This is a genomic window from Accumulibacter sp. (genome assembly GCF_031732815.1).
Lineage (GTDB): Bacteria > Pseudomonadota > Gammaproteobacteria > Burkholderiales > Rhodocyclaceae > Accumulibacter.
In genome coordinates, this window is the sequence record NZ_JAVMKF010000304.1 from 25,527 (window position 1) to 39,199 (window position 13,673).

At 64.8% G+C, this 13,673-nt stretch carries 15 protein-coding genes; 3 read left to right on the top strand and 12 right to left on the bottom strand.

Going from position 1 to position 13,673, the window contains the following annotated elements; all coding sequences use genetic code 11:
* Nucleotides 1-216: 216 nt before the first annotated feature.
* Both RKP46_RS18075 and RKP46_RS18080 read right to left on the bottom strand, forming a co-directional pair.
* A complete protein-coding gene (locus RKP46_RS18075; protein ID WP_311107913.1) occupies nucleotides 217-1,275 on the bottom strand; it encodes an Rpn family recombination-promoting nuclease/putative transposase in 1,059 nt (352 codons plus the stop codon).
* A gap of 72 nt (nucleotides 1,276-1,347) precedes the next feature.
* A complete protein-coding gene (locus RKP46_RS18080) occupies nucleotides 1,348-3,021 on the bottom strand; it encodes a hypothetical protein (RefSeq protein WP_311107914.1) in 1,674 nt (557 codons plus the stop codon).
* A gap of 132 nt (nucleotides 3,022-3,153) precedes the next feature.
* On the opposite strand from RKP46_RS18080, the gene mutL reads away from it, so the two are divergent.
* The 3 genes from mutL to RKP46_RS18095 all read left to right on the top strand — a co-directional run bounded on the left by mutL (nucleotide 3,154) and on the right by RKP46_RS18095 (nucleotide 6,509).
* Nucleotides 3,154-5,088, top strand: coding sequence for a DNA mismatch repair endonuclease MutL (gene mutL, locus RKP46_RS18085; RefSeq protein WP_311107915.1), 1,935 nt, complete (start codon nucleotides 3,154-3,156; stop codon nucleotides 5,086-5,088).
* Complete coding sequence (miaA, locus tag RKP46_RS18090; RefSeq protein WP_311107916.1) at nucleotides 5,085-6,041, top strand: tRNA (adenosine(37)-N6)-dimethylallyltransferase MiaA; 957 nt, start codon at nucleotides 5,085-5,087, stop codon at nucleotides 6,039-6,041. Before mutL ends, miaA begins: the two co-directional genes overlap by 4 nt.
* Nucleotides 6,042-6,212: 171 nt before the next feature.
* The gene (locus tag RKP46_RS18095) at nucleotides 6,213-6,509 is read left to right on the top strand and encodes a DUF3579 domain-containing protein (protein WP_311100687.1); all 297 of its coding nucleotides are present in this window, start codon (nucleotides 6,213-6,215) and stop codon (nucleotides 6,507-6,509) included.
* A 91-nt stretch (nucleotides 6,510-6,600) separates the two neighbouring features.
* On the opposite strand, the gene murA is transcribed toward RKP46_RS18095, so the two are convergent.
* The 10 genes from murA to RKP46_RS18145 form a co-directional block, all read right to left on the bottom strand.
* Entirely contained in the window at nucleotides 6,601-7,866 is a 1,266-nt protein-coding gene (gene murA / locus RKP46_RS18100; protein ID WP_311107917.1) for a UDP-N-acetylglucosamine 1-carboxyvinyltransferase, read from the bottom strand.
* The gene (locus RKP46_RS18105) at nucleotides 7,859-8,104 is read right to left on the bottom strand and encodes a BolA/IbaG family iron-sulfur metabolism protein (protein ID WP_311107918.1); all 246 of its coding nucleotides are present in this window, start codon (nucleotides 8,102-8,104) and stop codon (nucleotides 7,859-7,861) included. The genes murA and RKP46_RS18105 overlap by 8 nt, the downstream gene beginning before the upstream one ends.
* Nucleotides 8,105-8,107: 3 nt before the next feature.
* On the bottom strand, nucleotides 8,108-8,860 hold the full coding sequence (locus tag RKP46_RS18110; protein ID WP_311107952.1) for an ABC transporter permease: 753 nt from the start codon (nucleotides 8,858-8,860) through the stop codon (nucleotides 8,108-8,110).
* Entirely contained in the window at nucleotides 8,860-9,786 is a 927-nt protein-coding gene (locus RKP46_RS18115) for an ABC transporter ATP-binding protein (protein ID WP_311107919.1), read from the bottom strand. Before RKP46_RS18115 ends, RKP46_RS18110 begins: the two co-directional genes overlap by 1 nt.
* A gap of 32 nt (nucleotides 9,787-9,818) precedes the next feature.
* Nucleotides 9,819-10,112, bottom strand: a complete 294-nt coding sequence (locus RKP46_RS18120) for an STAS domain-containing protein (RefSeq protein WP_311107920.1) — start codon at nucleotides 10,110-10,112, stop codon at nucleotides 9,819-9,821.
* Nucleotides 10,109-10,723, bottom strand: a complete 615-nt coding sequence (locus RKP46_RS18125; protein WP_311107921.1) for an ABC transporter substrate-binding protein — start codon at nucleotides 10,721-10,723, stop codon at nucleotides 10,109-10,111. The genes RKP46_RS18120 and RKP46_RS18125 overlap by 4 nt, the downstream gene beginning before the upstream one ends.
* 67 nt (nucleotides 10,724-10,790) lie before the next feature.
* Nucleotides 10,791-11,501, bottom strand: coding sequence for a VacJ family lipoprotein (locus tag RKP46_RS18130; RefSeq protein WP_311107922.1), 711 nt, complete (start codon nucleotides 11,499-11,501; stop codon nucleotides 10,791-10,793).
* A 17-nt stretch (nucleotides 11,502-11,518) separates the two neighbouring features.
* Nucleotides 11,519-11,989 (bottom strand): outer membrane lipid asymmetry maintenance protein MlaD, encoded by a 471-nt coding sequence (gene mlaD / locus RKP46_RS18135; protein WP_311107923.1) that lies wholly within the window; start codon nucleotides 11,987-11,989, stop codon nucleotides 11,519-11,521.
* Nucleotides 11,989-12,801, bottom strand: a complete 813-nt coding sequence (gene mlaE / locus RKP46_RS18140; RefSeq protein ID WP_311107924.1) for a lipid asymmetry maintenance ABC transporter permease subunit MlaE — start codon at nucleotides 12,799-12,801, stop codon at nucleotides 11,989-11,991. Before mlaE ends, mlaD begins: the two co-directional genes overlap by 1 nt.
* A complete protein-coding gene (locus RKP46_RS18145) occupies nucleotides 12,798-13,607 on the bottom strand; it encodes an ABC transporter ATP-binding protein (protein ID WP_409194165.1) in 810 nt (269 codons plus the stop codon). Before RKP46_RS18145 ends, mlaE begins: the two co-directional genes overlap by 4 nt.
* Nucleotides 13,608-13,673 lie beyond the last annotated feature (66 nt).

A 13,673-nucleotide genomic window follows, 5' to 3' on the forward strand; every position in this document is an offset into this window, starting at 1 on the left:
GGCCTGGCGCAACTCGTCGCCAGTCAAGCGATCGACGCTCGCCGCCTGCGCCAGGGAGCGCAGCAACGTGCGTCGCCCTTTCTTCCCCCAGAATACAAGCAGCGAGAGGTGGTGCCTGAACGCCTATGACATGGTGAAAGACGTGAGCGAAGAGGGCGCGCGGCGGGCTCCTGCGACAGCCTCGGCGGCGTCGCCGGCAAGCGCGGCCGAAGGCGCTCAGCCACGCTCGTCGAACACCGCCTCCAGGCTCGCTGCGTCGAGCACGCGCCGCGCCCAGGTCTCCAGCCGCGCCGGTTCGGCGTCGGCCAGGCGGGTCTCGACCCAGGGCGGCAAAGCACCGAAACGGCAATTCAGCAACTGCCTGAGCAGCCGTGCCTGACCCTGCCCGATGCCTTGCTCGATGCCTTGCTCGATGCCTTGCTCGATGCCTCGTTCGATGCCTCGTTCGATGCCTTGCTCGATGCCTTGCTCGATGCCTTGGCGAATCCACTTCTCTCTGGCCTGCTGTTCCCATTCCTCGGCTATCGTCAGCATCAGTTGTCCTCCATCGATGAAAGTTTGCGTCACGGCCTGGCGCAACTCGTCGCCAGTCAAGCGATCGACGCTCGCCGCCTGCGCCAGGTAGCGCAGCAGCGTGCGCACGTAGTCCAGCCCGCTCGAACTCTGCGCCAAGTCGCGCAGCAGCGCCAGGATTCCCGGCAGGCGCTGGCGCAACTCGTCGCGCAGGACGTATTTCAGCGTGAGCAGCGCAGTGTGCAGGACGACCGCGCCTTGCAGTTCGTCATCGCGGTACTGGCTCAGGTCGACCAGTTCGTACACACACGCCGGAACATACGCCTGCAATCCCGGCACGGCGTCCACCTCCTCGGCAAACTGGCGGCTGATGCGCCAGCGCGTCGCGCCATGGTAGACGACAACCGGTAAGACCAGCGGCAGACGGCCCGAATTCCCTGCGTTCAACCACTGTTCCCAGATGCGGACGCGGTAGCGCAAAAGGTCGAGGCTGATGCGTGGCTCGAGGTAGCTCTTGTGTTCGAACAGTACATGCACAAAGCTGACCCCGCCAGCGCATTGATCGACCGCGTACAGCAGGTCGGCCGGGTGCAGCGCCAGATCGACATCGAGAAACGAGTCCCTGGCCGCGCGCAGAGTCTTCCAGTCGAGCGCTGCACTCGCCGCCACCGGCAGAAAACGCTGCAGAAATTCCGCTGCCACCTCGGTACGTCCGAACACCGCCTTGAAAAAGCGATCGTGCGGGCTGTGCAAAGCCGTCATGCGTGCATGCTCCGTTCATCCGCTGCAGCTTCGATGCTAGCACGGCGCGCGCGACGCTGCCGGTTGGCGCGCTCAGCGCAGCGTGCGGCGCCCTTTCTTCCCCCAGACGGCAAGCAGTGAGGCCAGCTTTTGGCGCTGCGTCAGGCGTTCGTCGGAAAGCGCTTCGAGGAAGTCGGACAGCGCCTTCGATTTGACGACGGCGAAGCCGGTGAGCAGAGCCGAGGGGATGGCGACGGCGGTGAAGAAGACGATCTTTTCGAGCAAGGACGAGGCGGCAGCGTCGATCAGGTTGATTCCCAGGAAACCGGTGGTGATCGTTGCGACCAGTCCGGCGGTGGTGACGACGGTCAGGCGGACGACGGTATTGGCTTGTCGGCGCAGGCTGTCGCTGTCGAGGTACTGGCTCATGTCCTGGATTTCTTCGCGCAGTTCGCGGTAGAGCTGCTCGCTGCCCAGATGGTCGCGCGTCATCGTGAAAATGGCGCGCGCCTGCGCCTGGTCGGAGATCTCGGTAAACCAGTAGCGATGCGTGAAACGCAGGAAGACTTCGAGGATTTGGCGAATCGCCCGCTTGAAGCGCTTGACCGACTCGGCGTTGCCGATCTGCAGCCGGTTGAGTTCGCTGACCAGACGGTCGGAGAGCATCAGCAGCGCCGCCTTGTGGAAGTGCGGGATGAGCGCGAGCAGGAAGAACTGGTGGCGAAACTGGCCGAGCAGGCCGTTCTCGCTGCCGGTGAAGTAGGCGTCGCGCGCGCTGCCGACCATGACGAAGGCGTGCCCGCAGGAGAGCAGCCGGGTACCCGGTTCGGCCGCTTGCGGGTGCCAGTAGCGATCGTGGCAGTACCGCGCTTCGAAGCCGGCGAGATGCTGGTCCGAATAGGGCAGCGAGCCTTTGCGGCCAGGCCCGGCGACGAATACCAGACGAGCGAAATCGCCCCGGCTGAGGCTTGCCGGGTCGTCGAGCGCCAGGTAGGCGAGCAGCGGCATGCGGTGGTATTCGATCTGCCGGTAACGGACCGGGCCCGCTTCGTCGGAGTGGTGAAAGACCAGAGGCCGGAGAAGGAATTCCCAGTGCGCGGCGATGCACGGAGCGCGGAAGCGGCTGACGAAAGCGAGGTATTTCTGCCGTTCCTCGTAGTCGGAAACGGCAAGCACACGCCCGTCGGCGGCGATCCATTCGCTGCGCCGCAGGCAATGGCCGCGGCTCCCATCTTCGTCCCAGTACGGCGGATAGGCGCGCCCGAAGCGGAAAAGCGTGTCCTGCACGCGCGCCAGGCCGAGATCGTCGGCGGCGATTTCGAGCGCCAGGATGACGACGTCGATGTCGTAGAAGAAATAGAGGTCGAGATGGACGACGGTGAAATCGAGCGGCTGTTCGCTGTCCTTGAAGCTCATGCGCGCGAACGCGATGTCGTAGCGGCGAAAGACACGGATCGGCGACTCGCCGGCGCGCCGGTCGCCCGCCTCGCCGCCGCTTTCGCCATACAGGAAGCGCTGGACGTAGGGCAGGAAGGTGACGAATTCGCTGTAGTGGCGTTGCTGAAACGCCTGCGCGTCGCCGGAAAATTCGTCGAGCAACTCGCGCCAGGGATTGTCGGGGCCGCCTGCGAGCAGCAGCTCGTAGGGCTCGGTGAACGGTGCGTCGTCGGCGAGCGGCATCAGTTGCAGCGGCCAGAGCAGGATCTGGCGGAAGTGTCGCACGCGCTGCTCGGCCTCGGGCTGTGCGGGGGCGCTACTCAGTTCCATCGACTTCTCCTCCTGAGCGAGATGCCGCCGGACGGGTTCCCGGCGAACCGACTTCGCGCCGCGCATTGTATCGCCGGCAGCCCGGCACGCGGACCGACGGCGCGTCTGTGGCCCTGCCGGTATAATCCGCGCATGCCCGCCGCACCCCGCATTCATCTGCTGCCCGAGCTGCTGATCAGCCAGATCGCCGCCGGCGAGGTCGTCGAACGGCCTGCTTCGGTGCTCAAGGAACTGCTCGAGAACGCGCTCGATGCCGGCAGTTCGGCGATCCGCATCGAGCTCGAGGAAGGCGGCGTCAAGCTGATCCGGGTCAGTGACGACGGCTGCGGAATCGCGCGCGACGAGCTGACGCTGGCGCTCACTCGACACGCAACGTCGAAAATTGCTTCGTTGGACGACCTCGAACGCGTCGCCACACTCGGTTTTCGCGGCGAGGCGCTAGCCTCGGTAGCGGCCGTTGCGCACCTGACGCTGACCAGCCGGTCAAGCGGCGAGCGCGACGCCGGCGGGCACGCCTGGCGGCTCGCCGGCCAGCCCGGCGCGGCGCTCGAACCAGCGGCGCTGGCCGCCGGGACGGTCGTCGAAATGCGCGACCTGTATTACAACACGCCGGCACGGCGCAAGTTCCTCAAGTCGGACAACACCGAATTCGCGCACTGCGCGGAAATCGTCCGGCGCACCGCGCTGGCGCATCCGGCGGTCGCTTTCACGCTGACGCACAACGGCCGGCAAAGTTTCCGGCTCACCGCCGGCGAGGCGCGCGAGCGTGTCGGCGCCATCCTCGGCGACGACTTTCTCGCCGAATCGCGTTCCGTCGACGTCGCCGGCGCCAGCCTGCGCGTCGCCGGCCACTGTGCCCTGCCCGCCTATTCGCGGGCCCGCGCCGACGCACAGTATTGTTACGTCAACGGCCGCTTCGTGCGCGACAAGCTGCTCGCGCACGCCGTGCGCGAAGCCTACCAGGACCTGCTGCACGGTAGCCGCTACCCAGCTTACTGCCTGTTCATCGAAGTCGACCCGGCGACCGTCGACGTCAACGTCCACCCGCAGAAAACCGAGGTCCGCTTCCGCGATCCGCGCAGCGTCCATCAACTGGTCTATCACGCGGTACAGCGCGTCCTCGCCAGCCCCTTGGCCGATGGCGGAGGCGCTGCGCGCGCGCTGGCGACCCCTGGCGCGCCAGACGCTTCCTCGGCCGCCACGTCGGATTCGTCGGCTGCTCGCGCAAACCCGGTCCTCGGGGCGTCAGCCGGCGTTTTCGGCACCCGCTTCGGCAGCGCTTTCGGTGGTCCGTTCAAGCCGCTGCCCGAGCGCGCCGCGAGTCTGCCATTTGCCGGGCGTTCTGCCGCCTCGAGCAGCCAGCGACCGACCTTCAGCACACCGCCGGTCGCCGCCGAACCCCCGCTGGCGGCCGATTACGCGGCCTTCGCCCGCGCGCCGGCCGATGCGACGAACGGCGACGGCGCGCCGGAACTGGCGGCGACGCCGCTTCTCGGCTACGCGCTGGGCCAGTTGCACGGCGTCTATATCCTGGCTCAGAACAGCCAGGGGCTGGTCGTCGTCGACCTGCACGCGGCGCACGAGCGCATCCTCTACGAGAAGCTGAAACAGGCGCTGGACGGGCAGAAGCTGGCGACCCAGGCGCTGCTGATTCCAGCGGTGATTCACCTCGAACCACTTGATCTGGCGGCAGCCGACGAGAACGCCGAGACGCTACGCGAGCTGGGTTTCGATCTGGCGGTGGTCGGACCACGCCAGCTTGCCGTCCGCAGTCTGCCCACGCTGCTCGTCGGCGCCGATCCCGCGCCGCTGGTGCGCACCTTGCTCGGCGAACTGCGCACGCACGGCGTGACGCAACTGATGACGACGCGGCGTAACGAGTTTCTCGCCGAACTGGCCTGCCACGGCGCCGTGCGTGCCCGGCGCCAGCTTGCACCGGCCGAAATGAACGCCCTGCTGCGCCAGATGGAAGCCACCGAGCGCGCCGGCCATTGCAATCACGGCCGCCCGACATGGATGCAACTGACGCTGGCCGATCTCGACCGCCAATTCCTGCGCGGCCGATGAACGCGGGCGCGCCGCCTGCTCCGGCGCTGCCGCCGGCGATCCTGCTGATGGGGCCGACCGCCGCCGGAAAGACCGCGGTCGCGCTCGAGCTTGCCCGCCGCTTTCCGGTCGAGCTGATCAGCGTCGATTCGGCGCAGGTCTTCCGTGACATGGTGATCGGCACGGCGAAGCCCGACGCGGCAACGCTGGCCGCTTTTCCACATCGCCTGATCGACCTGATCAGCCCGGAAGAAGCGTATTCGGCGGCGCGCTTCCGGCGCGATGCGATCGCGGCGATGGACGAAATCAGCCAGGCCGGACGCGTGCCGCTGCTCGTCGGCGGAACGATGCTGTACTTCAAGGCGCTGCTCGACGGCCTCGCCGAACTCCCGGCGGCCGACGCCGCGCTGCGCGCAGCGCTCGATCTGAAGGCCGCGGCGCACGGTTGGCCGGCGCTGCACGCCGAGCTTGCCGCGGTCGACCCGGCCACCGCCGCACGCCTGCCGACTACCGACGCGCAGCGCATTCAACGCGCGCTCGAAGTCTTCCAGCTCACCGGACGCCCGCTATCTGCGCTGCTCGCGAGGCGCGAACGGCCACCGCCGACGCACCAGTGTCTCGCCGTCGGTCTGCTCCCGAGCGCGCGCAGCGACTTGCATCAACGCATCGCCGAGCGCTTCGACGGCATGCTGGCGGCGGGTCTGGAAAGCGAAGTCGAACGTCTGCGCAGCACCTATCGACTGCACGGCGAGCTGCCGGCGATGCGCTGCGTCGGCTACCGACAGGTCTGGGAGGTCATCGAGGGGAAAGCGCCACGCGATGAACTGCGCGAGCGCGGGATCTACGCCACGCGCCAACTGGCCAAGCGCCAGATCACCTGGCTGGCCAATACGCTGCGGCCACAGGTCGTCGATTGCCTGGCGAGAGATCTGCCGGCGCGCGTCATGCGGCTGGTCGCGCCACTCTTCGGCTGAGCCGCGGACCGGCATTGCTCCGGCGCGCGTTCCGTCCAGGCGGCATGAGACGGTGAGCGGCCATTCTTTCTGGTAGAATCCGGCGCTCGATGCTGTTTCCGGCCGAACGACGGCAGGCAAGACGCGCCATTGAGACCACTGCGGTGCGCCGCGTTACGACTTCACCAGGACATGACCACTACAACGCACTCCTCGTTCATCATCGTCGGTGTGACGACTTCCGGCAAGCGGTTCCGGCCCAGCGACTGGGCCGAGAGACTCTGTGGCGTTCTCTCGGCTTTTGGCGCCGAAAAGAGAATGCGTTATTCGCCTTACGTCGGGCCGCGCAACCACAAGGGTGAGAAGGCGGTTTTCGTCGATGGGCGCTTGTACGAGATCGAACCGATGGCCTATCGCTTCGTCCTGCATTTCGCCCAGGACAACGACCTGCAACTCATCCAGGACGCAGCGGCAGCCGTCCCGGCCTAGAACGACAAGGCCGGCAGCCGCCAGACTAACGCCCCGCCGGCGCAGCGCAGCGGCGGCGTTTCAATTCGCCGTCCACTCGCGGCGCCACCGTTCAGCGGATCCGCTCGACGCGCGCGCCAAGCTGCCTCAGCTTCTCCTCGATTTTTTCGTAGCCGCGATCCAGGTGGTAGATCCGGTCGATCACGGTCTCGCCTTGCGCGACCAGCCCGGCGATGACCAGGCTGGCTGAAGCGCGCAGGTCAGTGGCCATCACCGTTGCCCCATCGAGGCGCTCGACACCGGTCACCATCGCATTGTTGGCGTCGATCCTGATGTCCGCCCCGAGGCGGATGAGTTCGACGGCGTGCATGAAACGATTCTCGAAGATCGTTTCGCGAATGACTGCCGAGCCCTCGGCGACGCAGTTGATCGCCATGAACTGCGCCTGCATGTCGGTGGGAAAGGCCGGATACGGCGAGGTGCGGACGCTGACCGCCTTCAGTCGGGCAGGGGCTTTCAGCCGGATGGCGTCGCGTTCGGTGACGATGTCGCAGCCGGCGTCGAGCAGCTTGTCGACCACGGCGTCGAGGTAGGCAGCCGAGGTTCTGGTCAGCCTGACCTCACCGCCGGTCGCCGCCGCGGCGCAGAGATACGTACCGGTTTCAATGCGATCAGCCATGATCGAGTGCCTTGCGCCGTGCAAGCGTTCGACGCCGCGAATCCGGATCTTGTCGGTACCAGCGCCTGAGATCTGCGCCCCCATCGAAATCAGGCAATCGGCCAGGTCGACCACTTCCGGTTCGCGCGCCGCGTTTTCGATGATCGTCTCGCCCTCGGCCAGCACGGCGGCCATCATCAGGTTTTCCGTGCCGGTCACCGTCACCATGTCCGTGACGATGCAAGCGCCTTGCAGGCGGCCCTTGTCCGCTGCACAGCACGCATGGATGTAACCGTGCTCGACGTTGACCTCCGCGCCCATCGCCTGCAGGCCCTTGATATGCTGTTCCACCGGGCGTGCGCCGATGGCGCACCCGCCGGGCAGCGAAACGCGTGCTTCACCGTGCCGTGCGAGCAAGGGGCCAAGGACCAGGATCGACGCCCGCATCGTCTTGACCATGTCGTACGGAGCGAGCGGGTTGTGCAAGCCGCGACTGTTCAGCGACACCTCGTCGGGCGCGTGGCGAACGACTTCGACGCCCATCTGTTCGAGTAGCCGCAGCATCGTCGACACGTCCCTGAGCTGCGGGAGGTTGCTCAGGTAGAGCGGTTCAGCCGCCAGGAGACTGGCGCAGAGTATGGGCAGCGCAGCGTTCTTTGCGCCCGAAATGGCGACTTCGCCGCGCAGCGCAGTACCGCCGTGAATCAGCAGCTTATCCATTCAAGGCGCTCCACTCCTCGGGCGTGCGCGTGGTCATCGACAGTGCGTGCAGTTCGCCACTGTCGAAATGCGCGCGCAGCACCTGGTTGACCTGCTGCTGCCGTTGCACGCGGCTCTTGCCGGCGAAATCCGCACTGACGATCAGGGCGGCGAAATGCTGGCCGTCACCGGTCACCTGCAGATGCTCGCAAGGCAGCGCTTCGGCGATGATGGCGTGGATGGTTTCGGGAAGCATCATGTTTCAGGACCTCAGTTTGTAACCACTTCTGAGCAACGCCAGCGTTGCCGCGGAGACCAGCAGAAAACTGGTGAGAACGACTGCCAGACTGACTTCGGGCGGCACGTCGGAAACGCCGAAAAAGCCGTAGCGGAAACCGTCGATCATGTAGAACACCGGATTGAAGCGCGAAACGTTCTGCCAGAAGGCGGGCAGCGAGTGTATCGAATAGAAGACGCCCGAGAGCATCGTCAGCGGCATGATCAGGAAGTTCTGGAAAGCCGCCAGTTGATCGAACTTGTCGGCCCAGATTCCGGCGACCATTCCCAGCGCTCCCATGATGCCGCCACCGAGAACGACGAAGACGAGAATCCATAAGGGCGAGGCGAAATCGGGAACGGCAAACCATAGGGTCACCAGGAGAACGCCGATGCCGACCAGCAGGCCGCGCAGGATGGCGGCGACGACGTAGGCAAGGAAGAATTCGCCATAGGAAATCGGCGGCAACAGAACGAACACGACGCTGCCGGTGACCTTCGACTGGATCAGACTCGATGAGGTGTTGGCAAAGGCGTTCTGCAGCGCCGACATCATGACCAGACCGGGAATCAGGAAAGCCGTGTAGGGTACGCCGTGAACCTCGACGTGCCGGTCGAGGACATGCGAAAAAATCAGCAGGTAGAGCAAAGCGGTGAGCACCGGCGCGGCAACGGTCTGGAAACTGACTTTCCAGAAGCGCAAGACCTCCTTGTAGAGCAGTGTGCGGAAACCGATCATCATGCTGCGCGCGCCCCGCCACTGTCGCTACTGCTTTGCATGACGCCGAGAAAGACGTCTTCGAGATCGGCCTGGCTCAGCCGCAGGTCGTCGATCAGGCAGCCGGATTGGCGCAACGTCGCCAAAACCGGCTCAATCTCGCCCAGGCGGCTGAGGTGGAAGCTCCAGCTCCCCTCGCCGCCAGTCGCCCGCGCGTGCAGTTCGGGCGGCAGCCGCGTCGCACCAGCCAGGCGTACCGTCAGCGTCTGCCCGGCAAAACGGGCCAGCAGGTTGCTCGTCGTGTCGAGCGCAACGATGCGCCCCTGCTTCAGCATGGCGATCCGACTGCACAGCGCTTCCGCTTCCTCGAGGTAGTGCGTCGTCAGGATGACCGTGTGCCCATCGCGATTGAGCCGACGAATGAACTGCCACAGACCCTGGCGCAACTCGACGTCCACGCCCGCCGTCGGCTCGTCGAGGACGATCACCGGCGGCTTGTGGACCAGCGCCTGGGCGACCAGAACGCGACGCTTCATGCCGCCCGAAAGGCGGCGCATGTTGACTTCGGCTTTGCCGGTCAGGTCGAGGTTGGCGAGAATCTCGTCGATCCAGTCGTCGTTGCGCCGAATGCCGAAGTAGCCCGACTGGATGCGCAAGGTTTCGCGCACCGAGAAGAAGGGGTCGAAAACCAATTCCTGCGGCACGACGCCAAGCAGCCGGCGGGCAGCGCGGTAGTCGCTGACGACATCATGGCCGAGAACCTCGAGTCGGCCGGCGTCGGGACGGACGAGACCGGCCAGACAGGAAATCAGCGTCGTCTTGCCGGCGCCATTCGGCCCCAGCAGACCGAAGAACTCACCTTCGCCAATCTGCAGCGAGACGCCGGCCAGCGCCTGCAACGAAGAGAAGCGCTTCTCGACCCGATCAATCGATACGGCAACGTTCATGCCTGGGGAGTCGACGGAGCCACCTGGCGCCATCAGGCGAGCGGCAGGAGTTCGGACACTCCGTAGAGTTCGGCCAGGCTGAGCATGCTGGCTGGCGGGTTGACCAGGCGCACGCCGACGCCCTGCCGGGCGGCCGTGCGCAACCAGGCGAAAACAACGCTCAGGGCTGACGAATCGACCTCCTGCACCTGACCGAGGTCGATCAGCACGCGTTCGCTCGGCGGCACAGAACGCAGGCTGTCACGGCCGGCGGCGAGCAGGTCCGCCGCGTTGCCGATGAGCATCGGGGCGCTGACGCGCAGCGTGTCGTTGTCGCGAGCAATCATTTCTTTCCGGATTCAAGCTGCTTGTTCCGGTTGACCAGCATCTGGATCAGGCCGTCGATTCCGTTGTTGCGCACCTCCTGGCCAAAGGTGTCACGGTAGTTGGTCACCAGGCTGACGCCGGCGACGATGACATCGTAGACCTTCCATGTATTTCCCTGCTTTTCCAGAGCATAGTCGAGTTGCACCGGCTTGCTGCCAGGCTGCAGGATTTCGGTCTTGATCAGGACGTCGCTCTCACCCGCCTGCAGCTTGCTCGGCTTGTAGGCAACGGTCTGGTTCTTGTACGAGGTCAGCGCGTTCGAGTAGGTCCGCACGAGCAGCGTCTTGAACTCGTCGGCGAGGCGCTTCTTCTGTTCCGGCGTTGCCTTGTTCCAGTCGCGCCCGACGGCAAGCGCGGTCATGCGCTGAAAGTTGAAATACGGCAAGACCTTGCTGTCAACCAGGTCGATCGCCTTGCGCGTGTTGCCCCCCTGAATGTCCTTGTCCTGGCGAACGATGCTCAGCACATCGTCAGTCACCTGACGGACCAGTGCATCGGGTGACACCTCCTGCGCCAGGGCGACAGACAGGCTGAGAAAAAGGGCGACAAGGAGCGAGCAGAACGATTTCATGAGATGGTTCCCAACCAGAAAGGCTAGTGGCTTAACGCAGCATCGCCGTGACGGACGACGACAACGATCACTCCTCCGGGCGCAACCGCGGCGGGTTGCCGTCGTAAATCTCGCTGCGCCGATGCTGCAGATAGGCGTCCCTGATGTAGTTGTACTTGTCGAAGGCGGCCTCCTCGACCACCTTGTCGGTCGGCAGCAAGCCCGCCCGCACATCGATGATGCGCGTTCCCATCAGGCTGTTGCGCAGGGGAACGCGCTCGATGCGCGCCACCGGATCGTAGAAGATGTCGACACCCCAGCCGAGCGTATCACGCGTCGTCCGCGGACCGATGATCGGCCAATAGAAGTAAGGGCCGTCGGGCACTCCCCAGCGCCCGAGCGTCTGACCAAACTCCTCGTTGTGCTTGGCCAGCCCCATTTCGCTGGCGACGTCGAAAGCGCCGCCGATGCCGACTGTCGAGTTGATCAGCACGCGCCCGACATCGGAAACCGCCTGCTCCGGCTTGCCCTGCAACAGGTTGTTGACCGCTGTCCAGCCGTCCCAGATGTTGCCGAAGAAGTTGCCGATGACCACCTTGAGCGGCAAGGGAGCGGCCGCATCGTAGCCTTGCGCGACCGGCTTGACGACGACATCGATCCCCTCATTGACGGCAAACATCGCTCGATTGAACGATTCGAAGGGGTCTTTCGGGTTATTCGCAGTCGTTGCGCAACCGCCGCAAGACAAAGCGAGCACCATCACGACAGCGGCAAGTGGAGTTGACTGGCCTTGTTTCACTGGATTCCCTCCCTCCTTCAGTTGCCGCCAGGCCCTTCGGACGCCTTGTTGAACATGAACTGGCTGATCAGCTTTTCGAGCACCACGGCCGACTGTGTCTTGGCAATGGCGTCACCGGCTGCGAGCATCTTCTCATCGCCGCCGGGATCGAGGCCGATATACTGTTCGCCCAGCAGTCCGGCGGTGAGAATCAAGGCAAACGTATCCTTGGGAAAACGATAGCTGCCATCGATCTGCATGGTCACCACGGCTTCATAGCTCTGTGCGTCGAAGCGGATGTCGGTGACACGCCCGACGACGACGCCGGCACTCTTCACCGGGGCGCGCACCTTGAGACCGCCGATGTTAGCAAACTTGGCGGTAAGCGCATACGTTTCGGCGAAATTTGCCCCCGACAGATTGCCCACCTTGAGCGCCAGCACGAGCAGGGCAGCCATTCCCAGGGCGACGAAAAAACCGACCCAGAGGTCGAGTACCTTGCGACTCATCAGGCCTCCCGGAACATGAATGAGGTCAACACGAAGTCCAGCGCCAGGATGGCGAGCGCCGACTTGACGACAGTGCTCTTGATCGAGCCAGAAACGCCTTCCGCCGTCGGTACGGCGTCGTAGCCCTCAAAGACGGCGATCAGCGAGACGGCAATGCCGAAGACGAAGCTCTTCACGATGCCACTCCAGACGTCGAAGCGAAAGTCGACCGAGGCCTGCATCTGCGACCAGAAAGCACCCTCGTCTACGCCGATGAAGACGACGCCGATCAGATAGCCGCCGAAGACGCCGGTGCTCGAGAAGATCGCGGCGAGCAGCGGCATCGACAGCACGCCGCCCCAGAAGCGTGGGGCAACGACGCGGGCGATCGGGTTGACCGCCATCATGTCCATCGCCGTGAGCTGCTCGGTTGCCTTCATCAGTCCGATCTCGGCAGTGATCGAAGACCCGGCGCGCGAAGCGAAAAGCAGCGCAGCGACCACCGGACCGAGTTCGCGGACGAGCGACAAGGCGACGAGAACGCCGAGCGCCTCGGCCGAGCCATAGCGCTGCAGCGTTTCGTAGCCCTGCATGCCGAGCACCATGCCGATGAACAGGCCGGAGACCATGATGATCAGGAGCGACTGGAAGCCCGAGAAGTAGATCTCGCGCAGCGTCAGGTGCAAGCGCCGGAACGACTGCCCGGAGCAGAACAGCAGCATGACGAAGAAGCGGCTGGCGAAACCCAGTCGCTGCAGCGCGTTGTTGACCGCTCGGCCAAGGCCGCCGATGATCGCCGGCAATGACCAGGGCTGACGCGGCGGCTGGTTCATGCGCGACCGTCCGCCAGCAGTTCGGCGGCCAGCGGAGTGGCCGGATAGTGAAAGGGAACCGGCCCGTCCGCTTCGGCGAAGACGAACTGATGCACGAACGGATGGCGGGAGGCCCGGATCTCGTCGGGCGTGCCGAGGGCGACGACCTTGCCGTCCGACATGAAGTAGATGAAATCGACGATCAGCAGCGATTCCTGAATGTCATGAGTGACCATGATCGTGGTCGCGCCGAGCGCGTCGTTCAGCTTGCGGATCAGTTGGCCGATGACGCCGAGCGAAATCGGGTCGAGGCCGGCGAAGGGTTCGTCGTACATGATCAGCATCGGATCGAGCGAAATCGCCCGCGCCAGCGCGACGCGGCGCGCCATGCCTCCGGACAGTTCGGCCGGCATCAAGCCATGCGCCCCGCGCAGGCCGACCGCGTTGAGCTTCATCAGAACCATGTCGCGAATCAGTTCTTCCGGCAGCGTGGTATGTTCGCGCATCTGATAGGCGACGTTGTCGAAAACCGAAATGTCGGTGAACAGGGCACCAAACTGGAAGAGCATGCCCATTCGCCGCCGCAAGGCATAGAGATCGGCACTGCTCAGCGCCGGAACCGACAGGCCGTCGACCCGAATCTCGCCGCGGCTGGGTCTGAGCTGGCCGCCGATCAGTCTGAGCAGCGTCGTCTTGCCACAGCCTGAGCCGCCCATGATGGCCACCACCTTGCCACGCGGAATCGCCAGGCTGATTCCGTTCAGGATGACCCGGTCGTCGTAAGCAAAATCAAGGTTCTCGATCTCGACGAGGTTGTCGGCAGGCACTGCGCATTTCCGGCAAAAAGGACCGTGCATTATACCTGAGCGCATTCATCGTCGACGTGAATTACT